18 protein-coding genes and 1 tRNA gene are annotated in these 21,139 nt (G+C 68.2%); 12 read left to right on the forward strand and 7 right to left on the reverse strand.

All coding sequences use genetic code 11. The annotated features are described in order from the left end of the window. The first annotated feature begins 59 nt into the window (after nt 1-59). From H7I87_RS07480 to H7I87_RS07500, 5 genes are all read left to right on the forward strand, one after another. A complete protein-coding gene (locus H7I87_RS07480; RefSeq protein WP_023861760.1) occupies nt 60-2,660 on the forward strand; it encodes an ATP-binding cassette domain-containing protein in 2,601 nt (866 codons plus the stop codon). Between the two features lie 97 nt (nt 2,661-2,757). Beyond that, entirely contained in the window at nt 2,758-3,222 is a 465-nt protein-coding gene (locus H7I87_RS07485; protein ID WP_011725289.1) for a ribonuclease FAU-1 family protein, read from the forward strand. Further along, nucleotides 3,219-4,217: a non-homologous end-joining DNA ligase gene (gene ligD, locus H7I87_RS07490; protein ID WP_011725290.1), complete on the forward strand. Its 999-nt coding sequence runs from the start codon at nt 3,219-3,221 to the stop codon at nt 4,215-4,217. The genes H7I87_RS07485 and ligD overlap by 4 nt, the downstream gene beginning before the upstream one ends. Then, nucleotides 4,217-5,005 carry an Fpg/Nei family DNA glycosylase gene (locus H7I87_RS07495; RefSeq protein ID WP_011725291.1) on the forward strand — a complete coding sequence of 263 codons (789 nt, stop codon included), beginning with the start codon at nt 4,217-4,219 and terminating at the stop codon, nt 5,003-5,005. Before ligD ends, H7I87_RS07495 begins: the two co-directional genes overlap by 1 nt. A 9-nt stretch (nt 5,006-5,014) precedes the next feature. Further along, nucleotides 5,015-5,428 carry a hypothetical protein gene (locus tag H7I87_RS07500; RefSeq protein WP_003876239.1) on the forward strand — a complete coding sequence of 138 codons (414 nt, stop codon included), beginning with the start codon at nt 5,015-5,017 and terminating at the stop codon, nt 5,426-5,428. A gap of 10 nt (nt 5,429-5,438) precedes the next feature. Here H7I87_RS07500 and coaE read toward each other — a convergent pair whose 3' ends face one another. The 5 genes from coaE to polA all read right to left on the reverse strand — a co-directional run bounded on the left by coaE (nt 5,439) and on the right by polA (nt 13,067). After that, a complete protein-coding gene (coaE, locus tag H7I87_RS07505; protein ID WP_011725292.1) occupies nt 5,439-6,662 on the reverse strand; it encodes a dephospho-CoA kinase in 1,224 nt (407 codons plus the stop codon). A gap of 12 nt (nt 6,663-6,674) precedes the next feature. Further along, nucleotides 6,675-8,117 carry a 30S ribosomal protein S1 gene (gene rpsA, locus H7I87_RS07510; protein WP_003876237.1) on the reverse strand — a complete coding sequence of 481 codons (1,443 nt, stop codon included), beginning with the start codon at nt 8,115-8,117 and terminating at the stop codon, nt 6,675-6,677. 103 nt (nt 8,118-8,220) lie between these two features. Further along, nucleotides 8,221-9,747 carry a carotenoid oxygenase family protein gene (locus H7I87_RS07515; protein WP_023861762.1) on the reverse strand — a complete coding sequence of 509 codons (1,527 nt, stop codon included), beginning with the start codon at nt 9,745-9,747 and terminating at the stop codon, nt 8,221-8,223. Between the two features lie 17 nt (nt 9,748-9,764). Beyond that, entirely contained in the window at nt 9,765-10,394 is a 630-nt protein-coding gene (locus H7I87_RS07520) for a TetR family transcriptional regulator (RefSeq protein WP_011725294.1), read from the reverse strand. Nucleotides 10,395-10,406: 12 nt separating this feature from the next. Further along, the gene (gene polA, locus H7I87_RS07525; protein ID WP_042791613.1) at nt 10,407-13,067 is read right to left on the reverse strand and encodes a DNA polymerase I; all 2,661 of its coding nucleotides are present in this window, start codon (nt 13,065-13,067) and stop codon (nt 10,407-10,409) included. Between the two features lie 188 nt (nt 13,068-13,255). On the opposite strand from polA, the gene H7I87_RS07530 reads away from it, so the two are divergent. Then, nucleotides 13,256-13,696 (forward strand): Zn-ribbon domain-containing OB-fold protein, encoded by a 441-nt coding sequence (locus H7I87_RS07530; protein WP_003876233.1) that lies wholly within the window; start codon nt 13,256-13,258, stop codon nt 13,694-13,696. Then, on the forward strand, nt 13,693-14,907 hold the full coding sequence (locus H7I87_RS07535; protein ID WP_003876232.1) for a lipid-transfer protein: 1,215 nt from the start codon (nt 13,693-13,695) through the stop codon (nt 14,905-14,907). Before H7I87_RS07530 ends, H7I87_RS07535 begins: the two co-directional genes overlap by 4 nt. A 110-nt stretch (nt 14,908-15,017) precedes the next feature. Here H7I87_RS07535 and H7I87_RS07540 read toward each other — a convergent pair whose 3' ends face one another. Beyond that, nucleotides 15,018-15,632, reverse strand: coding sequence for an ANTAR domain-containing response regulator (locus H7I87_RS07540; protein ID WP_009977356.1), 615 nt, complete (start codon nt 15,630-15,632; stop codon nt 15,018-15,020). A gap of 94 nt (nt 15,633-15,726) precedes the next feature. Here H7I87_RS07540 and H7I87_RS07545 point away from each other — a divergent pair. Then, nucleotides 15,727-15,803, forward strand: a tRNA-Leu gene (locus H7I87_RS07545). Between the two features lie 297 nt (nt 15,804-16,100). Here H7I87_RS07545 and H7I87_RS07550 read toward each other — a convergent pair. Beyond that, complete coding sequence (locus H7I87_RS07550; RefSeq protein WP_080555747.1) at nt 16,101-16,346, reverse strand: hypothetical protein; 246 nt, start codon at nt 16,344-16,346, stop codon at nt 16,101-16,103. Nucleotides 16,347-16,495: 149 nt separating this feature from the next. On the opposite strand from H7I87_RS07550, the gene H7I87_RS07555 reads away from it, so the two are divergent. The 4 genes from H7I87_RS07555 (at nt 16,496) to cydB (ending at nt 21,081) form a co-directional block, all read left to right on the forward strand. After that, on the forward strand, nt 16,496-17,827 hold the full coding sequence (locus H7I87_RS07555) for an adenylate/guanylate cyclase domain-containing protein (RefSeq protein ID WP_011725297.1): 1,332 nt from the start codon (nt 16,496-16,498) through the stop codon (nt 17,825-17,827). A gap of 27 nt (nt 17,828-17,854) precedes the next feature. Further along, on the forward strand, nt 17,855-18,448 hold the full coding sequence (locus H7I87_RS07560; RefSeq protein ID WP_010949157.1) for an HdeD family acid-resistance protein: 594 nt from the start codon (nt 17,855-17,857) through the stop codon (nt 18,446-18,448). Between the two features lie 86 nt (nt 18,449-18,534). Continuing rightward, nucleotides 18,535-20,007, forward strand: a complete 1,473-nt coding sequence (locus H7I87_RS07565) for a cytochrome ubiquinol oxidase subunit I (RefSeq protein ID WP_023861764.1) — start codon at nt 18,535-18,537, stop codon at nt 20,005-20,007. Nucleotides 20,008-20,040: 33 nt separating this feature from the next. Beyond that, nucleotides 20,041-21,081: a cytochrome d ubiquinol oxidase subunit II gene (gene cydB, locus H7I87_RS07570; protein ID WP_009977361.1), complete on the forward strand. Its 1,041-nt coding sequence runs from the start codon at nt 20,041-20,043 to the stop codon at nt 21,079-21,081. Nucleotides 21,082-21,139: the final 58 nt, after the last annotated feature.

The raw sequence follows: 21,139 nt of genomic DNA on the forward strand, positions 1-21,139 counted from the left end.
ACAAAGGGAAGTCACAGCCGCTACTCATGGAGGCACTGTCGACGCGGGCCGATACTTGAGTGGTGACTCGACCCGCCCCGCCCATCCTGACAATTCGGCACGACGGGTCCCAACGATCCTTCGCGGCCGGCCACGAGGTGGTCGTCGGACGCCACGTGCAGGCCGATGTGCGCATCCCGGATCCGCGGATCTCGCGTGCGCATCTGATCCTGCGTTTCGAGCAGGGCCGCTGGCTGGCGATCGACAACGGCTCGCTCAACGGCACCTACCTCAACGGCTACCGGATGCCGGTCGTCGACATCCACGACGGCCAGAGCATCCACGTCGGAAACCCGCACGGCCCGCGGCTGACCTTCGCGCTGGGGCCGCAGCAGGGTCACGCGGGCCACCCGGGCCGGCCCCGGCCGAGTCATGACTCCGGGCCGCCGACCCTGACCTGGACCGCGATCGCCGAGCAGACCAACCCGACGCGCCCGCCGCGGCGCCCGGTGCCGCCCCGCCGGCCGGCCCGACCGCCGAGCACACCGCCGGAGGAACGCACCGTCATCGTCCCCGGCTCGCCGGCCCGATCGCGCGTCGGCCCCGCGAGCGCTCCGGCCGGGCCACCGCGGACATCGCCCACGCCGGCAACGGAATTCACCGTGATCGACGCCAAGACCGCCGACGTGTCGAACCTGGCGACGCGGTTCGTGAAACTGCTGTCCCCGCGCGCCTCCTCGGCCGCGGGCACGGCCGGCGCCATGACGATCGGCCGTGCCGCCGACAACGACATCGTCGTCGCCGACGTCCTGGCGTCGCGCCACCACGCGACGCTGGTGCCCACGGCGCTGGGCACCGAGATCCGCGACAACAGCGTCAACGGAACCTTCGTCAACGGCACCCGGGTGGGTTCGGCGATCCTGTCCGACGACGACGTCGTCACCATCGGCAACGTCGACCTGGTCTTCCGCGACGGCACGCTGACCGAACGCGGCCAAACCGCAACGCGCAGCGGCGGTCTCGAGGTGCGCAACGTCACCTACGTCGTCGACGAGGGCAAGCAGCTGCTCGACGACATCTCGCTGACCGCGCGGCCGGGAACGCTGACCGCGGTGATCGGCGGGTCGGGCGCCGGAAAGAGCACCCTGGCCCGGCTCATCGCCGGCTACACGACGCCGAGTTCGGGCTCGGTGACGTTCGAGGGGCACAACATTCACGGCGAGTACGCCTCCCTGCGCAGCCGGATCGGCATGGTGCCGCAGGACGACGTGGTGCATCGCCAGCTGACCGTCAACCAGGCGCTCGGCTACGCCGCCGAACTGCGGCTGCCGCCCGACACCGGCAAGGCCGACCGCGCCCGGGTGGTCGCCCAGGTCCTCGAGGAACTCGACCTGACCAAGCACGCCGACACCCGCGTCGACAAACTGTCCGGTGGGCAGCGCAAACGCGCCTCGGTGGCCCTCGAACTGCTGACCGGGCCGTCGCTGCTGATCCTCGACGAACCGACCTCGGGCCTGGATCCCGCGCTGGACCTTCAAGTCATGACGATGCTGCGCCAGTTGGCCGACGCCGGCCGGGTGGTGCTGGTGGTCACCCACTCGCTGTCCTACCTGGACGTGTGCGACCAGGTGCTGCTGATGGCTCCGGGCGGCAAGACGGCCTACTGCGGCGCCCCCGACCGAATCGGCCCGGCGATGGGAACTACCAACTGGGCCAAGATCTTCACTCAGGTCGGCGCCGATCCCGAGGAGGCCAACCGCCGCTTCCGGGAACAGCGCGAGGCCCAGCAACGGTCCCACAAATCCGACCGCGCCGACGAGCCCGAAGATCTGGGCGAGCCGGTGCATACCAGTCTGCGGCACCAGATTTCGACGATCGCGCGCCGGCAGGTCCGGCTGGTGGTGGCCGACCGCGCCTACTTCGTCTTCCTGGCGCTGCTGCCGTTCATCCTGGGTTCGCTGTCATTGACCGTGCCGGGCCACAACGGATTTCGCGTTCCGGCGCCCGCGGCCGGGACACCCGACGAGGCCGCGCAGATCCTGGCCCTGCTGCTGCCGGCCGCGGCATTCATGGGAACCGCGTTGACGATTCGCGATCTGGTCGGCGAACGCGCCATCTTCCAGCGCGAGCAGGCGGTGGGCCTGTCGACCACCGCCTACCTGCTCGCCAAGACCGCGGTGTTCTGCGGGTTCGCCGTGCTGCAGTCGGCGATCGTGACGGCGATCGTGGTGATCGGCAAGGGCGCCCCGACGCGCGGCGCGGTGCTGTTCGGCCATTCCACCGCCGGCGCCGTCGCCGAACTGTTCGCCACGGTCGCGGCGACGTGTGTCGCCTCGGCCGTTCTGGGCCTGGCCATCTCGTCGCTGGTCCGCTCCAGCGAGCAGATCATGCCGCTGTTCGTCGTCACCGTGATGGCGCAGCTGGTGCTGTGCGGCGGCATGGTGCCGGTGACCGGCCGGCTGGGCCTGAACCAGTTGTCGTGGGCGATGCCGGCGCGCTGGGGCTACGCCGCGGCGTCGGCCACGGTGGACCTGCGCCATCTGGTTCCCGATTCGCTGCTGTCGCAGGATCGGTTCTGGCTGCACACGCCGGGGACCTGGCTGCTCGACATGGGCATGCTGGCCGCGCTGGCGCTGTGTTACGCCGTCTTCGTGCGGTGGAAGATCCGGTTGCGCCGGTGAGGAATCGGTGAACGGCCGGTAGGGTGACATCATCCACCCTCCCAAGCATGAGACGTTCGACCTGCGGGCCCGCACCAACACCGATCCGAAGGGCATCGTGCGGACCGTCGACGAGTATGCGGTGCGGCCGTGGGGCCTGTACCTTGCCCGCCCCACCCCCGGCCGCGTCCAGTTCCATTACCTCGAGTCGTGGCTGCTGCCGTCGTTGGGCTTGCGCGCCACGGTTTTTCACTTCAATCCTGGGCACGAACGCGATCACGACTACTACCTGGACGTGGGCGACTACCTGCCCGGGCCCACGGTGTGGCGTTCGGAGGACCACTACCTGGACATCGAGGTCCGCACCGGCATCCGCGCCGAGCTGACCGATGTCGACGAGTTGCTCGATGCCCTCCGGCACGGCCTGCTCACCCCGGAGGTCGCCGAACGGGCGATCCAACGTGCGGTGGCCGCCGTCGACGGGCTGGCCCGCAACGGCTATGACTTGACCCGGTGGCTGAGCGAGATCGGCATGGAACTGACCTGGCGGGGACGCGCCGCGGCGCCGGAGCCGGCGCCGTGACCGACTTCGCCGCGCTGCCCGATTCCGTGCGTGCCGCGCTGCGCGACGAGCCCGTGCCCCAGTGGTGCTCGCCCACGCTGGCCACCCTCACCGAGCAGCGATTCTCCGACCCGCACTGGATCTTCGAGCGCAAGTTCGACGGCATGCGCTGCCTGGCCTTCCGCGACGGCGACCGGGTCCGGCTGCTGTCGCGAAACCGCAAGCCGCTCAACGGGACCTACCCGGAATTGGTGGAGGCGCTGGCCGCGCAGCGCGAGACGCGCTTCGTGCTGGACGGCGAGGTGGTGGCGTTCGAGGGCCGCCGCACCAGCTTCGCCCGGTTGCAGGGCCGGCTGGGCATCACCGACCCCGACGTGGCCCGGGCATCGTCGGTGCGTATCTACTACTACGTGTTCGACCTGCTGCATCTCGACGGCAAGTCGACCGTCGCGGTGCCGCTGATCTGGCGTAAGAGATTGCTGCGCAAGGCAATCGACTTCACCGATCCGCTGCGCTATGCACCGCACCGGGTCGGGGACGGGATGGCCGCGTACCGGGCGGCGTGCGGTCGTGGTGACGAGGGTGTGATCGCCAAGCGGGCCGAATCGGCCTATGACGGCCGCCGCTCGGAGAACTGGTTGAAGTTCAAATGCGTGCGCGACCAGGAATTCGTGGTCGGCGGCTACACCAGCCCCAAGGGCAAGCGGCTCGAGTTGGGCGCCCTGCTGCTGGGCTACTACCAGGGGGACCAGTTGCGCTACGCCGGCAAGGTGGGCACCGGTTTCGACGAGGCGACGCTACACCGCTTGCACCAGCTGCTGTCCGGGATCGCTTGCGACACAACGCCGTTCACCCGGAGTTTGGTGCCCGAGGCCGGCGCGCACTGGGTGCGCCCGGAGCTTGTGGTCCAGATCGGGTTCACCGAGTGGACCCGCGACGGAAAGCTACGTCACCCCCGCTATCTCGGCATCCGCACCGACAAGGATCCCACCGAGGTGATCCGGGAGACGCGCTGATGCCGGAACTGCCCGACGTGGAGGGATTCCGGCGGCAACTGGCCGACGCGTTGCCGGGGCGACGCGTCCGGCGGGTGAAGGTGCACGATCCCGGGATCCTGCGCAACACCACCGCGACGACGCTGGCCCGCCGGCTGACCGGGCGGCGGTTCGCCGGCCCGCGACGACACGGCAAGTGGCTGGTACTGCCCACCGACGGCCCGACGCTGCTGATCCACAGCGGAATGACCGGCCGCCCCTACTATTGCGCCGACGGTGCCGCCGAGGACCGCTACCAGCGCCTCGTGGTGTCGCTGGACCAGGGCGAACTGCGCTACACCGATCTTCGCAAATTGCGGGGAGTGTGGCTGGCCGACGATCCCGACGATCTGGTGCCCATCACCGGCCGGCAAGGCCCCGACTCGCTGGGTCTTGGCCTGCGCGATTTCCGCGACGCGCTGACGGCGCGCTCGGCCCGGAGGCGGCAGCTCAAATCCGCGCTGATGGAACAGTCGGTGCTCGCCGGGCTGGGCAACCTGCTGGTCGACGAGATCTGCTGGCGGGCCCGGATCCGCCCCACCCGCGCGGTCGCGGACCTGGATGACGACGAGGTGAAGGCGCTGCACCGCGCGATGACGCAGGTGCTGCGCACCGCGGTGCGGCATGGCCGGGTGCCGGGCCTGCCGCGCTGGCTCACCGGCGCCCGCGACGCGCCCGACCCGCACTGCCCCCGCTGCGGCGGCCGCCTGGACCACGCCCGGGTGGGCGGCCGGACCACCCTGTGGTGCCCGCGCTGTCAGCCCGGGTAATCTCGGCGCATGAGCGCCAGCAACCACAGGTTGATGCCGATCGCCGCCCTGATCATCATCGCGGCCGGCTCCCAGCTAAGTCCGGCACCGGCACGGGCGGATCTGCACAACATCACCTACCGGGCCAGGATTGACGCCGTCACCACCGGCAGTCAGGCCACCTTCGTGACCAACGGCGGCCAGACCAACACCGCCGCGCTGAGTTCGATGCCCGGCAACGCCTTCGAGGCCGACACGGTGCTGCCCGACCCGCAGCAGGCCGGGATGCGCATCGTGCTGCACTTCCCCTACGCGGCGAACGTGCACTGCGAAATCGACGTGGACGACGACGTTTTCGTGCAGACCGATCAGATGGTCAGGCCGGCGCCGGGCAACACCGACCCCATGAACGGGGCCCTGCAGTGCGGCGCACCGCTGCCCTGAGGCCCCGCGGCTAGGGTTTCCAGCCCGTCGAGTCGGCCCAATCCCAGGCCCGCCGGTAGGCGTCGCGAAACCACGGCTCCTTGACGGCGACGTAGGCGTCGATGTCACCGTCGGCCTGCTGTTCGGCGCTGCGCTTGACGGCCAGATAGTCCGCCCGAGCATCGGGGTCGGCGGTCAACCAGTCCACGAACAGCAGGGCGAACTGCTGGCCGGGCCAGCCGTCCACCCGGATGTGCACGTTGGTGGGCCGGCCCGGGTCCGCCGAGGCGTGAATCCGCTTGTGCCACAAGGCCGGATCGTCGGTGTGATCGTAGCGCTCGACGGTGCTGCGGGCGTCGGGCTTGGCGACGTCGGCGGTGATGTGTTCGAGGCGAGGGTATCCGGCGGCCAGCAACGGTTCGACGAGTTCGTCGGCGGCGGCCAGGGATTCCACGGTGATCTGGATGTCGATGACGTCCTTGGCCGCGAAATCCGGATCCCCGGGCAACGCCGTGGAGCCGACGTGGTCGACGCGCAGCGCCCGATGGCCGGATGCGGTCTTGAGCCGGTTGACGATTCGCTGCGCCTGGGCCGGCCACTCGGGATCGGGCGGCACCAACCGCACCGGCGCCCGGGCGATCTGACGCGTGCTCAGGTTGTGGGCGAACGGCACGATGCGCTCGTTCCACACCTGCTGGGCCCGTTGCACCAACTCCGCCGGGCTGCCCGAGTTGTCCAGCCAGATGTCGGCGACGGCGCGGCGCTGCTCGTCGCTGGCCTGAGCGGCGATCCGGGCGCGGGCGTCGGCTTCGGCCATGCCGCGCTGCTCGACCAGCCGCCGCAGCCGCACCTCGACATCGGCGTACACGATGACGACGAGCGGGAACAGCGGCGCCATACCGGATTCCACCAGCAGCGGAATGTCCTCGACCACAACGGAATCCGCGGGCACCGACGCGATTATCTCGGCGCGGCGCGCACCCACCAGCGGATGCACGATCCCGTTGAGCGTCTGACGAGCGGCGTCGTCGGCGAAAGCCTTGGCCGCCAACGCCGGCCGGTCCAGCGATCCGTCCGCGAGCAGGATGTCGCGTCCGAACGCCTCGACCAGCGCCGCCAGGCCCTCGGTACCGGGCCGGACCACCTCACGGGCGATGACGTCACCGTCGACGATGACCGCACCGCACTGCGCGAACGCGGAGGACAGCGCCGACTTGCCGGCGCCGATGCCGCCGGTCAACCCGATGCGCAGCATCAGCGAGCTGAATCAGGCGTTGCCGGCGAGCTTTTCCCGCAGCGCGGCCAGTTGGGCGTCGCTGGCCAGCGAACCGCCCGCCTTCTCCGCCGGTGCGCCGTTGCCGGGCGACTGCTCGCCGCCGGCGTGCCCGGCCGCCTCGGCCGCGGCGAACTTCTCCATCTGCGCGGTGTGCATCTTGTGCCGGCGCTCGGCCTCGGCGTAGCGGGCCTCCCACTCGGCGCGCTGCTTCTCGAATCCCTCGAGCCATTCGTTGGTTTCGGGGTCGAATCCCTCGGGGAAGATGTAGTTGCCCTGCTCGTCGTAGGAGTCGGCCATGCCGTACTTGGCGGGGTCGAACTCCTCGGTGTAGTCCTCGTTGGCCTGCTTGAGGCTCAACGAGATCCGGCGCCGCTCCAGGTCAATGTCGATGACCTTGACCATCGCGTCGTCGCCGACCGCGACCACCTGGTCGGGCACCTCGACGTGGCGCTCGGCCAGCTCGGAGATGTGCACCAGACCCTCGATGCCCTCCTCGACGCGCACGAACGCGCCGAACGGAACCAGCTTGGTGACCTTGCCGGGCACGATCTGGCCGATGGCGTGGGTGCGGGCGAAGTGGCGCCACGGGTCTTCCTGAGTTGCCTTGAGCGACAACGAAACCCGCTCGCGGTCCATGTCGACGTCGAGCACCTCGACGGTGACCTCGTCGCCCACCTGCACCACCTCGGACGGGTGGTCGATGTGCTTCCAGGAGAGCTCGGAGACGTGCACCAGGCCGTCCACACCGCCCAGGTCGACGAACGCGCCGAAGTTAACGATGGAGGAGACCACACCCTTGCGGATGGCGCCCTTCTGCAGCTGGTTGAGGAACTCGCTGCGCACCTCGGACTGGGTCTGCTCCAGCCAGGCGCGGCGGCTCAGCACCACGTTGTTGCGGTTCTTGTCCAGCTCGATGATCTTGGCCTCGATCTCCTTGCCGATGTAGGGCTGCAGATCGCGGACCCGGCGCATCTCGACCAGCGAGGCGGGCAGGAAGCCGCGCAGGCCGATGTCGAGGATCAGGCCACCCTTGACCACCTCGATGACGGTGCCCTTGACGGCCTCGTCCTTCTCCTTGAGCGCCTCGATGGTGCCCCAGGCGCGCTCGTACTGAGCGCGCTTCTTGGACAGGATCAGGCGGCCCTCTTTGTCCTCCTTGGTGAGGACCAGGGCTTCCACCTCGTCTCCCACGGAAACGACCTCGTTGGGGTCGACGTCGTGCTTGATGGAGAGCTCGCGGGCGGGGATGACCCCTTCGGTCTTGTAGCCGATGTCGAGGAGCACCTCGTCCCGGTCCACTTTGACGATCGTGCCCTCGACGATGTCGCCATCGTTGAAGTACTTGATCGTTTTGTCGATTGCGGCGAGAAAGTCCTCGCTGGAGCCAATGTCGTTGACGGCTACTTGGGGCGAGGTGACGGCGGGACTCGGCATGTTGTTGGGTTGCTCCGGACAGGTTTGGTCGTAGGGACAATTGGGATTTACCTGTCGAGGCTACTCGACTGTGCGCAAGCTGGCCAAACCCGGACCCGCCGCGTCACCCGGTCCGCTGCGCCACCCGGGTGGTGAAGGTGCCGTGATAGCTCATCGGGACATGAAACTGCAGCCACGCCTCCGCGACCGGCCCGTCGGCCACGTGCGCCGCGTCCACCACCATCAACCTGCTGCGATGCCGCGATTCGTCATAGCCGACGGTGAGCAGCCACCCGTCGTCCTCGGCGGTGCCGCCGGGCCGCGGCACGAAGATCGGCTCCACCAACACGTGCCCGGGTGGGCAGTACGTTTGCGCCTCGCCGGTGCGGTGGTCGACGCGGGCTATCCCTTGTCCGGGGAACTTGGCCGGGTCCTGGACGGTCAGGTAGGAGACGTGGTGGCGCATGGTGCCGCGGCGGGGGTCGATCTGGGGGAATTCGCAGCCGAAATCGGCCAGTGGCTCGCGGGTCACCCGGCCCGACGCCGCGATCCGGAACCGGGTGAGCACCACGGCGTCCTCGATGGCTCCGTAGTCGTCGACCTGCGCGATGTCCGAGCGGATGTGCGCGGTGTAGTTCTTCATGCCGGCGTAGGTCTGCGGCGCGAACCGCGGCAGTTCGACGACGACGTCGTCGCCGTCGTCGTAGGCGTTGGTGAAATGCCAGTGATAGAACGGGTCGGTCTCGACCACCCGGACCGCCCCGCCGTCGCGTGGGGCGAGCACGAAATACGACGGCGCGTCCGGCTTGAAACGTATGGATTCCCAATAAGATTGGCGGCCGGTCAACGCCCACGGGTTGATCCGCAGCGGGGACAGCACGAAGACGGCGTAGCGCGTGGTCAACGCCATGTCGTGCACCACGCCCATGCCCGGCAACGGCACCGCGCGCAGGTATCGCGTCACCCCGTCGGCGCCGGTCTCATACAGGCGCAGCCGCACCCGGGGCACCGCCTCGGCGGCCAGCTCCCGCAGCCGCCGCAGCCGCCGGGGACCGCGCAGCGCATGGCCGGGGTCGATGCGCGGGACGTACGGGTCGAAGCCGAAGTTGACCTTGGTGTTGGTCATCGGGTCGTAGCGGTAGTGCGCCGAATAGGCGCGCACCGGACCCCGCAGCGCCCCGCCCAGGTTGCACGGCCCGATGGTGTCCAGCGTGTCGAGGTCGAGTTCGTGCGGTGGCCCGCCCTCCCACAGCGCCAGCAGCTGGTTGCGGTTGACCATGACGCTGGTGTTGGCGGTGTTGGCCGGCAGCCGCAGCGCATTGGCCCGCGGGCCGCCGGGTCGCTGGTAGGCGAACCCGCGGTCGACCAGCCGCCCCGCAGCGGTCGACCTCAGGTAGTGGCGGGTGCGGACGAACCGGTTGCGGAACCGCACCCCGGACCCGTCGAGCACGAACGCGCTGACCATCCCGTCGGCGTCGAAAATGCTCTCGACCTGCGTCGATCCCACTGTCCAGCGGCCCGAGCCGTTGCGGTACAGGGTGCCGACGAGGCCGTCGGGCAAGGTGCCGGTGATGTCGGTGACGTCGAGGTCGGTTTCGCCGACGATGTTTTCCCAGTAGCGCGACGGCGCTTGCACGTCTGCCAGAACCATAAAAGACAGTGTGTTTATTAATGGGGTCCGCTGTCAATGGTTCTGATGTCGTCGGCGTTGAACGGCAGCGCCGCGCCGCCGTCCCAGCACAGCGCGGTCAGGTGTTCGACGAGCTCGGCGCGGGGCATGGTGCCGGCGCGGCACCACCATTCGGCGGCCGACACCGCCGACCCGACGATGGCCCGCGACCACGGCGCGGCCGCCCGGCGGGCCTGCTCCGACCCCGAGGAGGTCGTGAGCATCTGTTCGACCGCCCCGGCCAGTTGTTCGAAGACGCTGGTGGACGGTTCGCCGGTCAGCGCCCGGTACAGGTTGGGCTCGGCCTGCATCCACGCGCTGATCACGTCGAAGAACAGCGCCATCCGCTGCCGTAGATCGGTGGAACCCGCTGCGCGCGTGGTGATTTCGCCGAGCAGCCGCTGCGCGGTGCGCCGGCTCAGCTCGGCCAGCAGCGCGTCCCGCCCGGGATACATGGCGTAGACCGCCGACCGGACGAAGCCCGCCTCACCGGCGATGTCGACCAGCCCGGCGGACGGGCCCTTGGCCCGGATGGCCCGCTCGGCGGCGTCGAGAAGCGCGGTGCGCCGCTCGTCGGGATCGACCCGGGAACCGGCCGGGCGACCGCGACGGCGTCTCGCCGCAGGCATGGGCGGTGGTCCTCAATGCGCCGCAGCGTCCCAGCTGCGGCCGTAGCCCACGGACACCTCCAGCGGGACGTCGAGCGGGTAGGCGCCGCCCATCTTGTCGCGGGCCAGCGCTTCCAGCTGCTCCCGCTCGCCGGCCGCGACCTCGAAGAGCAGCTCGTCGTGCACCTGCAGCAGGATCCGCGACTGCAGGCCCGCCTCCTTGATCGCCTTGTCGACCTCGATCATGGCCACCTTGATGATGTCGGCGGCGCTGCCCTGGATGGGCGCATTCAGCGCCGCCCGCTCGGCGGCTTCGCGCACCTGCCGGTTGCTGCTGTCGAGCTCGGGCAGGTACCGGCGGCGGCCCAGCACCGTCGAGGTGTAGCCGTCCTTGCGGGCCTGTTCGACGACGGCGTGCAGGTAGTCGCGCACCCCGCCGAACCGGGCGAAGTAGGCGTCCATCTGCTCCTTGGCCTCCTCGGTGGAGATCTTGAGCTGTTGCGACAGCCCGTAGGCGCTCAGCCCGTAGGCCAGCCCGTAGGACATGGCCTTGACCCGGCGGCGCAGCTCGCCGGTGACCTCCTCGATGGGCACCCCGAAGGCGCGGGAGGCCACGAACGAGTGCAGGTCCTCCCCCGTGTTGAAGGCTTCGATCAGCCCGGCGTCCTGGGACAGGTGGGCCATGATCCGCATCTCGATCTGGCTGTAGTCGGCGGTCATCAGCTCGGCGTAACCGTCGCCGACCACGAACGCGTCGCGGATCCGCCGGCCCGCCTCGGTGCGGATCGGAATGTTCTGCAGGTTCGGCTCGGTCGACGACAATCGGCCCGTCGCCGCGATGGTTTGGTTGAAGGTGGTGTGGATGCGCCCGTCGGAGGCCACCGAGTTGAGCAGCCCGTCGACGGTGACCTTGAGCCGGGTGGCGTCCCGGTGGGCCAGCAGATGCTGCAGGAACGGGTGGCCGGTCTTGTCGAACAGCGACTGCAGGGCATCCGCGTCGGTGGTGTAGCCGGTCTTGGTGCGTTTGGTCTTCGGCATCTGAAGCTCGTCAAAGAGCACCGCCTGCAACTGTTTTGGCGAGCCGAGGTTGATCTGCTTGCCGATCACCGCGTACGCCGCCTCTGCCGCGTCGCGGATCTGGTGGGCGAAATCGCTCTGCAACTCGCTGAGCAAGTCCAAATCGACTGCGATACCGGCCTTTTCCATTCCGGCGAGCACCCGCTGCACCGGCAGCTCCATGCCGCTCAACAGCGAGGTGGAGTTGATGCGGGCCAGTTCCTCGTCGAGCGCGTCGGCCAGATCCAGCACCGCCACCGCCCGCAGGATCAGCGTCTGCACCGCCTGGTCGTCGGTGCCGTCGGTGTCATCCAGCAGCGAAAGCTGTTGCTGCTGAGGGTTTTCCGCGCGCAGCTCGCGGCGCAGATAGCGCAGCGCGAGATCGTCGAGGGAGAAGCTGCGCTGACCGGGCCGCACCAGGTAGGCGGCCAGCGCGGTGTCGGAGGTGACGCCGGCCAGCGTCCAGCCCCGCCCGGCCAGGTCGTGCATCGCCAGCTTGGCCTCGTGCAGCGCCTTGGGCGGACCGGGGTCGGCCAGCCAGGACGCCAGCGCGGCTTCGTCGTCGGGATCCAGCGCCGAGGTGTCGATGTAGCGGCCCTCGCCGTCGGCGGAGACGATGGCCAGCGCGGTGCAGTCGGCGTCGTAGGCCAGGTGGGTGCCGGCGACGGCCAGCCCGAAGCGCTTGCCGGAGCTGTGCTCGGCCAACCACACCGCCAGTTCGCCGGCTTCCAGCGCGCCGCCGCGCACGTCGAAACCCTCGTCGACCTCGGGCTCCACGGCGGCCAGGGTTTCGAACAGCCGGTCGCGCAGCACCCGGAACTCCAGGTCGTCGAAGAGCCGGTGGATCTGGTCGCGGTCCCAGGGCTGCAGCCGCAGCGTGTCGGGCGTCTGGGCCAGCGGCACGTCCTTGATCAGATCGGTCAGCTCGCGGTTGCGGATCACGCTGGCCAGGTGTTCGCGCAGCGCGTCGCCGACCTTGCCGCGTACCGAGTCGACGTTGTCGACCAGCGCCTGCAGCGACCCGTATTCGGCGATCCACTTGGAGGCGGTCTTCTCCCCCACACCGGGAATGCCGGGCAGGTTGTCGCTGGGGTCGCCGCGCAGGGCGGCGAAGTCGGGGTACTGCTGGGGGGTCAGCCCGTATTTTTCGACGACCGCCTCGGGGGTGAAGCGGGTCAGCTCGCTGACGCCCTTGCGCGGGTAGAGCACCGTCACATTGTCGCTGACCAACTGCAGCGAGTCGCGGTCCCCGGTGACCACCAGCACCCGGTAGCCCTCGTTCTCGGCCTGGGTGGCCAGGGTGGCGATCAGGTCGTCGGCCTCGAATCCCGGCTCGGCGAGCACCGTGATGCCCAGCGCCGCCAGGACTTCCTTGGTGATGTCGATCTGGCCGTGGAACTCGTCTGGGGTCGCCGAGCGGTTGGCCTTGTATTCCGGGTAGCGATCGGAGCGGAAGGTCTGCCGGGACACGTCGAAGGCCGCGGCGATGTGGGTCGGGGCCTCGTCGCGCAGCAGGTTGATCAGCATCGCGGTGAAGCCGTAGACCGCGTTGGTGGTCAGCCCGCCGCGGGTCTTGAAGTTCTCGGCGGGCAGCGCATAGAACGCCCGGAACGCCAGCGAGTTGCCGTCCAGCAGCATCAGTGTCGGCCGGTTTTGTTCCTCGCCGGCCCCGGCGGCGGTTTTGGTGGCGGTTTTCGTCGCGGCTTTCGTGGCGGGCACGGCTCTCACTTTAGGCACCCACTACGACGAGTTCCGCCCCGCGACCGCGCCGCCGGCAGAACTGCAACACGTTTCAGTTTTGTGCTGCCGCTGGGTACGCTGACCCGGTGCCCGAAGTCATCCGACAACAACCGGCGGTCGAGGGATGGTTCGCCACCGACGAGGCCGGCGCCCCGCACCTGATCGGCAGCAAATGCCCCCAGTGCGGCACCTACGTCTTCCCGCCCCGGGAGAACAACTGCCCCAATCCGGGTTGCGACGGCGACGCGCTGGAATCGACTCCGCTGTCCAGGCGGGGAACGCTGTGGAGCTACACCGAGAACCGCTATGCCCCGCCCCCGCCCTACCCGTCCCCGGACCCGTTCGAGCCGTTCGCCGTCGCCGCCGTGGAGTTGGCGAAGGAGGGTCTGATCGTGCTGGGCAAGGTGGTCGAGGGCACGCTGGCCGCCGACTTGAAGGTCGGCATGGAGATGGAGCTGACCACGATGCCGCTGTACACCGACGACGACGGCGTGCAGCGCATGGTGCACGCGTGGAGGCGCGCATGACAACCCCGAGCACCCCGCCCGAACCGCTCTACATCCTCGGGGCGGGCATGCACCCCTGGGGCAAGTGGGGCAACGATTTCACCGAGTACGGCGTGGCGGCGGCGCGCGCGGCTCTGGCCGAAGCCGGCCTGGACTGGCGTCAGATCCAGTTGGTGGCCGGCGCCGACACCATCCGCAACGGCTACCCGGGATTCGTCGCGGGCGCGACGTTCGCCCAGAAGCTGGGATGGAACGGCGTGCCGGTCAGCTCCAGCTACGCCGCGTGCGCCAGCGGGTCGCAGGCGCTGCAGAGCGCCCGGGCACAAATCCTCGCGGGCTTCTGCGATGTGGCCCTGGTGATCGGCGCCGACACCACGCCCAAGGGCTTCTTCGCCCCGGTCGGCGGTGAGCGCAAGAACGATCCCGACTGGCAGCGGTTCCACCTGATCGGCGCCACCAACCCGGTCTACTTCGCGCTGCTGGCGCGGCGGCGGATGGACCTCTACGGCGCCACACTCGAGGACTTCGCCCAGGTGAAGGTGAAGAACTCGCGCCACGGCCTGCAGAACCCGAATGCCCGCTACCGCAAGGAGGTGTCCGTCGAGGACGTGCTGGCCAGTGCGGTGGTGGCCGACCCGCTGCGGCTGCTGGACATCTGCGCCACCTCCGACGGCGCGGCCGCGCTGGTCGTGGCCAGCGCGAAGTTCGCCCGCGAACACCTCGGCTCGCTGGCCGGTGTGCCGTCGGTGCGCGCGGTCAGCACGGTGACTCCGCGCTACCCGCAGCATCTGCCCGAATTACCGGATATCGCAACGGATTCCACGGCCGCGGTGCCCGCGCCGGATCGGGTGTTCAAGGACCAGATCATCGACGCGGCCTACGCCGAGGCCGGTGTCGCGCCCGAGGACCTGAGCCTGGCCGAGGTGTACGACCTGTCCACCGCGCTGGAGCTCGACTGGTACGAGCACCTGGGCCTGTGCCCCAAGGGTGAGGCCGAGGCGCTGCTGCGCAGCGGCGCCACCACCCTCGGCGGCCGGGTGCCGGTCAACCCGTCCGGCGGGCTGGCCTGTTTCGGCGAGGCCATTCCCGCGCAGGCGATCGCTCAGGTCTGCGAGCTGACCTGGCAACTGCGGGGTCAGGCCACCGGCCGGCAGGTGGAGAACGCCACGGTCGGCATCACCGCCAACCAGGGCCTGTTCGGCCACGGCTCGTCGGTGATCGTAGCGCGATAGGGATTGCCGGCGGCCTGGGCTTCGAGTGTGAAGCCTGGGCGAGCCCCCTCGGCGTGTCGTCGCCAACGATGCACACTCAACGCCAACGATTCACACTCGACGGCGGCGGGCTACTCCTTGGGCGTGCCCAGCGTCTCCAGCACCACCTCGGCCACCCGCTTCATCGTGGTCCGCCGGTCCATCGCGGCACGCTGGATCCACTTGAACGCCTCGGGTTCGGTCATGCCCTGCTCGGTCTGCAGCAGGCCCTTGGCCCGCTCCACCAGCTTGCGGGTCTCCAGCCGCTCGGACAGCGTGGCGACCTCGCGTTCCAGCTCGGCGATCTCGCTGAACCGGCTGACGGCCAATTCGATCGCCGGGATCAGATCGCTGATGGTGAACGGCTTGACCAGGTAGGCCATCGCCCCGGCATCGCGGGCGCGCTCCACCAGATCGCGCTGACTGAACGCGGTCAGCACGACGATCGGCGCGATGCGCTTGCTGGCGATCTCGGAGGCCGCGTCGATCCCGTCGCGGCGCGGCATCTTGACGTCCATGATCACCAGGTCCGGGCGATGGCGCTCGGCGAGCTCGACGGCTTCCTGCCCGTCGCCGGCCTCCCCGACGATCTCGTACCCCTCCTCCCGGAGCATCTCGGCGAGATCCAGTCGAATGAGCGCTTCGTCTTCAGCGATCAGGACCCGGCGCGGCACAGCAGCGTCGGTGTCGGTCGTGGGGCCTGTCATGACGGACATTGTGTCGTGAACGCCTCAGACCAGCGAGCGCGGGGGCGGTGTGACGGGTGAGGACACCAAATCCTCTAAGGTGGTAGGCCGATAAGCCCTCGTATCCCAACTGGCAGAGGAAACGGATTCAAAACCCGTACAGTGTGAGTTCGAATCTCACCGAGGGCACCACCGCTACCCGCCGCACGCCGCCGGTCCGCCGCGTCCGGAATTTGCATTCATCCGATCCCACGGTCTGCGAAATCAGCCAAATACCGACCATGGGTATGAAATCAGCGCAATTTTTAAACCTGGCGCCACCAAAAGCTCGAATTTGTCGCATTCCGGCGAAATAGCTGAGGCGCGACAAATGAATTCATCAAATCCTTTCGCCGGGACCCTCGAAAACACCGGCCGGGCTGGCGCGCAGACCCCTCGACAGCGCGGTCGCAGCCCAGTGGTGGGCACCGATCGAGACGGGCGGTCGAGTCAGCCGCCGATAGAACCGGTGACGCAAACCTGGTTTGCCGCAGACACATTCAGCCCCGGCGTATCGTTGCCGATCGAATCGCCGGCCACCCGAAGCAGCCAACTCGGCTGACCGCACGCGGCGCTGCAGCCGCCCATCAGCACCGCGGTGAGAACAAGGATTAACGCAAAAACGAATCTTTTTAGACCCGCCATCAGGCACCCCTTGGTCGAGGCGAACGCACGTCCGACACAGCCGTCGAACATGTGTCAGATAACCCAAACGAATGACGCGCAAACCCGATTACAACCCGATAACGAAAGTCGTATCAGACTTGGGAAACTTACGGGGGCGAAAACGGCGATATTCGTCCGACAGTCGACAAGATTGCCTGCTCAGCGGTTAGGCTTGCTGCGTGGCGGCCAAGAGTTGTGGTGCCGCACCGTTATGGCCAACCGGCTCGTCGAAGCGCCCGGACTGTGTAGCCGCGGCGCGGGCCCAGTCGCGTGCCCGCAACCAGCACTACGCCGACAGCGCCGCGCGCCAGTCCCGCGTGCTTGCCATTGCCGCGTGGCTGGCCGTGCTGGTCTGCGCCGACTTCATCCTTCTGCAAGTGGTCACCGGGGCGTGGACCTGGCAGATCGTTTCGCTCAACGTCGTCGCCGCGTTGATTTTCGCGATCGTCCCGTGGCTGCACCGGTTCGGTGACCTGGTCGCCCCGCTGACCTTCCTCGGCGCGGCCTACGTCACCGTCTTCGTCAGCTGCTGGGACGTCGGCACGGCATCGGGCGGGCAGTACTTCTTCCTGGTGGGCGCCTGCCTGGTGCTGCTGGTGATGGGCATCGAACACACCGTGCTCGCGGCCGTCCTGGCCGCGATCGGTGCCGGGCTAGTGATCGCCGTCGAGTTCGCCTTTCCCCGAGACACCGGGCTGCAGCCGGCCTGGGCGCAGTCGATGTCCTTCGTGGTGACCATCGTCTCGGCCTGCATCATGGTCTTCGTCGCGGTGTGGTTCGCGCTGCGCGACACCCAGCGCGCCGAGGCGGTGATGGAGTCGGAGTACCAACGCTCAGAAGCGCTGCTGGCCAACATGTTGCCGGGCAGCATCGCCGAGCGGCTGAAGCACTCCGACGGCGACATCATCGCCGACAAATACGACGACGCCTCGGTGTTGTTCGCCGACATCGTCGGGTTCACCGAACGCGCCAGCGGTACCGCCCCGGCCGACCTGGTGCGGTTCCTGAACCGGCTCTACATCGCCTTCGACGAGTTGGTGGACAAACACGGCCTGGAGAAGATCAAGGTCAGCGGCGACTCCTACATGGTGGTCAGCGGCGTGCCGCGGGTCCGGCCGGACCACGCCACCGCTCTCGCCGACTTCGCCCTCGACATGGTCAAAGTTGCTGCGGCACTGAAGGATCCGTACGGCCGACCGGTGCCGCTGCGGGTGGGGATGGCCTGTGGACCGGTGGTCGCGGGTGTGGTGGGCTCGCGCCGGTTCTTCTACGACGTGTGGGGCGACGCGGTCAACGTGGCGTCACGGATGGAATCCACCGACTCGGTGGGCCGCATCCAGGTACCCGAGACGATGTACGAGCGGCTCGCGTCCGAATTCGTGCTGCAGGAACGCGGCCGCATCGAGGTCAAGGGCAAGGGTGTGATGCGCACCTGGTATCTGATCGGCCGCAAGCCGGCCGAAGCGCCCACCGATCTGGTTGCCGAGCAACCGCACACCGCGCACGTCTGACCAAAGTCCCTGTACCACGGCCAGCGTTTGTGCCAGACTGCGGCCATGACTATGTCCCCTGGCTCCCCTGTTCCAAGCTTGCTGCCGCATCTGTGGAAATCCGCTCTGCTGTCGGGAATTCTGTCGCTTGCCCTCGGTGTCCTGGTGCTGGTGTGGCCGGGAATCTCCATCCTGGTCGCCGCAGTCGCCTTCGGCGTCTATCTGCTCATCACCGGTATCGCGCAGGTGGTATTCGCCTTCTCGCTGCATGTTTCGGCGGGAAGCCGGGTCCTGTTGTTCATCAGCGGCGCCGCCTCGCTGATTCTGGCGCTGCTGGCGTTCCGCCATTTCGGCCAGGGCTACGCAATTCTGCTGCTGGCCATCTGGATTGGTATCGGGTTCATCTTCCGCGGCGTGGCCACTACGATCTCGGCGGTCAGCGACCCGAACCTGCCGGGCCGGGGCTGGAACATCTTCCTCGGGGTGATCAGCCTGCTGGCCGGCATCGTCGTGCTGGCCTCGCCGTTCGAATCCATTGTCACGCTAGCGATTGTGGTGGGCGCGTGGTTCGTGGTCATCGGGGTGTTCGAGATCATCTCCTCGTTCGGCATCCGCAAGGCGTCCAAGACCCTCGCCGGCTGAGGCCGGCCGGTAGCGGAGGCCCGGGCCTATCTACTACACTCTGTCGTAGCCGTTGGTTCGGGCCTCCGCAGTTCGGGAGATGACGGATGAATGTCGTCGATATTTCGCGCTGGCAGTTCGGTATTGTCACCGTCTACCACTTCATCTTCGTGCCGCTCACCATCGGTTTGGCCCCGCTGCTGGCCATCATGCAGACGGCGTGGGTGGCCACCGGGAACACCGCCTGGTACCGGTTGACCAAATTCTTCGGCAAGCTGTTTCTGATCAACTTCGCCATCGGCGTGGCCACCGGGATCGTCCAGGAATTCCAGTTCGGCATGAACTGGAGCGAGTACTCGCGGTTCGTCGGTGACATCTTCGGTGCGCCACTGGCGATGGAGGGACTGTTCGCGTTCTTTTTCGAATCCACCTTCATCGGCCTGTGGATCTTCGGCTGGGGCCGACTGCCCAAGCTGATTCACTTGGCGTGCATCTGGATCGTGGCCATCGGCGTCAACGCGTCGGCCTTCTTCATCATCGCCGCGAACTCCTTCATGCAGCATCCGGTCGGCGCGCACTACAACCCGGCGACGCGGCGTGCCGAGTTGGACGACATCTTCGCGCTGCTGTCGAACAACACTGCGCAGGCGGCGTTTTCACACACCGTGACCGGAGCGTTGCTGACGGCGGGCACCTTCGTCGCCGCCGTCAGCGCCTGGTGGATGGTGCGCTCCCGCGCCGGCGGATCCACCACGCCGGCCGCGGAAACCGAGGCCCGCACCATGTTTCGTCCGGCGGCCATCCTGGGCTGCGGGGTCGTGTTACTGGCCACCGTCGCCCTGTTCTTCACCGGTGACCGCCAGGGCAAGCTGATGTTCGTCCAGCAGCCGATGAAGATGGCGTCGGCAGAATCGTTGTGCCACACCCAAACCGACCCCGACTTCTCGGTGCTGACCATCGGCACCCACAACAACTGCGGCAGCGTCACCGAAGTGATCAAGGTGCACTACGTGCTGCCGTGGCTGGCCGAGGGCCGGTTCAGCGGCGTGACGCTGCGCGGAGTGAACGAGCTGCAGCAGCAGTACCAGCAGCGCTTCGGCCCCGACGACTACCGGCCGAATCTGTTCGTCACCTATTGGTCGTTCCGGCTGATGATCGGATTCCTAGCGATCCCGGTGTTGTTCGCGCTGACCGTGCTGTGGGTGACCCGCCGCGGGCGCACACCGCGGCAACGCTGGATGTCGTGGTTCGCGCTGCTGACCATTCCCACCCCCTTCCTGGCCAACATCGCGGGGTGGGTATTCACCGAAATGGGGCGCCAGCCCTGGGTAGTGGTGCCCAACCCGACCGGCGACCAGGCGGTCCGGATGACGGTCCGCGAGGGCGTGTCCAACCATGTGCCCGGCATGGTGATCACGTCGCTGGCGACCTTCACCCTCGTCTACGCGGTGCTGGCGGTGGTCTGGTTCTTTCTGCTGAAGCGCTACACCGTCGAGGGTCCGTTGGAACACGACGCGGAACCCGCTCCGCCGCGGGCACCCAGCGATGACGAGGTGGCGCCGCTGTCCTTCGCCTACTGACGGGGCACACCTACCACGTAAGGAGCTGAACCGATGGGACTGCAAGAGGTGTGGTTCGGCATCATCGGGATGCTGTTCCTGGGTTTCTTCATCCTGGAGGGCTTCGACTTCGGCGTGGGCATGTTGATGGAACCGTTCGCCCGGGTCGGAATCGGTGAGCCAGAACCGTTGCGCCGCACCGCACTCAACACCATCGGCCCGGTGTGGGACGGCAACGAGGTGTGGTTGATCGTCGGCGGCGCGGCCATGTTCGCGGCCTTTCCCGGCTGGTACGCCACCGTATTCTCCACGCTGTACCTGCCACTGTTGGCGATCCTGTTCGGGATGATCCTGCGCGCCGTGGCGATCGAGTGGCGCGGCAAGATCGACGACACCAAGTGGCGCGGCTGGGCCGATTTCGGCATCGCCGCCGGGTCGTGGCTGCCGGCGGTGCTGTGGGGGGTGGCGTTCGCCGTCCTGGTCCGCGGGCTGCCGGTGGACGCCGACGGCCACATCCACCTCTCCGTCACCGACGTGCTCAACCCCTACACGCTGTTGGGTGGCCTGGCCACCGCCGGGCTGTTCCTGTTGTACGGGGCGGTGTTCGTGGCGTTGAAGACGTCCGGTGCGATCCGCGACGACGCCTACCGCTTCGCCGTCTGGCTTTCGCTTCCGGTGACGGGACTGGTTGCGGGCTTTGGGCTTTGGACCCAGCTCGGCTACGGCAAGGACTGGACCTGGCTGGTGCTCGCGGTGGCGGTGGTGGCGCAAGTGGCGGCGGTGCTGTTGGTGTGGCGGCGCGCGTCCGACGGCTGGGCGTTCACCTGCCTCGCGCTGGTGGTCGCCGCCGTGGTGATCCTGCTCTTCGGCGCGCTGTATCCGAACCTGGTGCCGTCCACACTGGACAGCCGGTGGAGCCTGACCATCTACAACGCGTCCTCGACGCATTACACCCTCAAGGTCATGACGTGGGTGACGGCGATCATGGCCCCGGTGACGGTGGTGTACCAGGCGTGGACGTATTGGGTGTTCCGGCAACGGCTTTCGGCCGACCGGATCCCGGCGCCCGTCGGGCTGACAAGGCGCCCGTCCTGAGCGGTGAACACGGCACCAGCCGGGCGCCGCTGGACCCGAGACTGTGGCGGTCCTCGAG

The organism is Mycobacterium timonense (assembly GCF_025821985.1).
In the GTDB taxonomy this organism is placed as follows: Bacteria; Actinomycetota; Actinomycetes; order Mycobacteriales; family Mycobacteriaceae; genus Mycobacterium; species Mycobacterium avium.

Excerpts from the sequence above, each read along its gene's own strand:
- H7I87_RS07495 (WP_011725291.1), top strand. The coding sequence starts at position 4,217 with ATGCCGGAACTGCCCGACGTGGAGGGATTCCGGCGGCAACTGGCCGAC.
- H7I87_RS07500 (WP_003876239.1), top strand. The coding sequence starts at position 5,015 with ATGAGCGCCAGCAACCACAGGTTGATGCCGATCGCCGCCCTGATCATC.
- coaE (WP_011725292.1), bottom strand. The coding sequence starts at position 6,662 with ATGCTGCGCATCGGGTTGACCGGCGGCATCGGCGCCGGCAAGTCGGCG.
- rpsA (WP_003876237.1), bottom strand. The coding sequence starts at position 8,117 with ATGCCGAGTCCCGCCGTCACCTCGCCCCAAGTAGCCGTCAACGACATT.
- H7I87_RS07515 (WP_023861762.1), bottom strand. The coding sequence starts at position 9,747 with ATGGTTCTGGCAGACGTGCAAGCGCCGTCGCGCTACTGGGAAAACATC.
- H7I87_RS07520 (WP_011725294.1), bottom strand. The coding sequence starts at position 10,394 with ATGCCTGCGGCGAGACGCCGTCGCGGTCGCCCGGCCGGTTCCCGGGTC.
- polA (WP_042791613.1), bottom strand. The coding sequence starts at position 13,067 with ATGCTGCTGGACGGCAACTCGCTGGCGTTCCGGGCGTTCTATGCGCTG.
- H7I87_RS07535 (WP_003876232.1), top strand. The coding sequence starts at position 13,693 with ATGACAACCCCGAGCACCCCGCCCGAACCGCTCTACATCCTCGGGGCG.
- H7I87_RS07540 (WP_009977356.1), bottom strand. The coding sequence starts at position 15,632 with ATGACAGGCCCCACGACCGACACCGACGCTGCTGTGCCGCGCCGGGTC.
- H7I87_RS07550 (WP_080555747.1), bottom strand. The coding sequence starts at position 16,346 with ATGTTCGACGGCTGTGTCGGACGTGCGTTCGCCTCGACCAAGGGGTGC.
- H7I87_RS07565 (WP_023861764.1), top strand. The coding sequence starts at position 18,535 with ATGAATGTCGTCGATATTTCGCGCTGGCAGTTCGGTATTGTCACCGTC.
- cydB (WP_009977361.1), top strand. The coding sequence starts at position 20,041 with ATGGGACTGCAAGAGGTGTGGTTCGGCATCATCGGGATGCTGTTCCTG.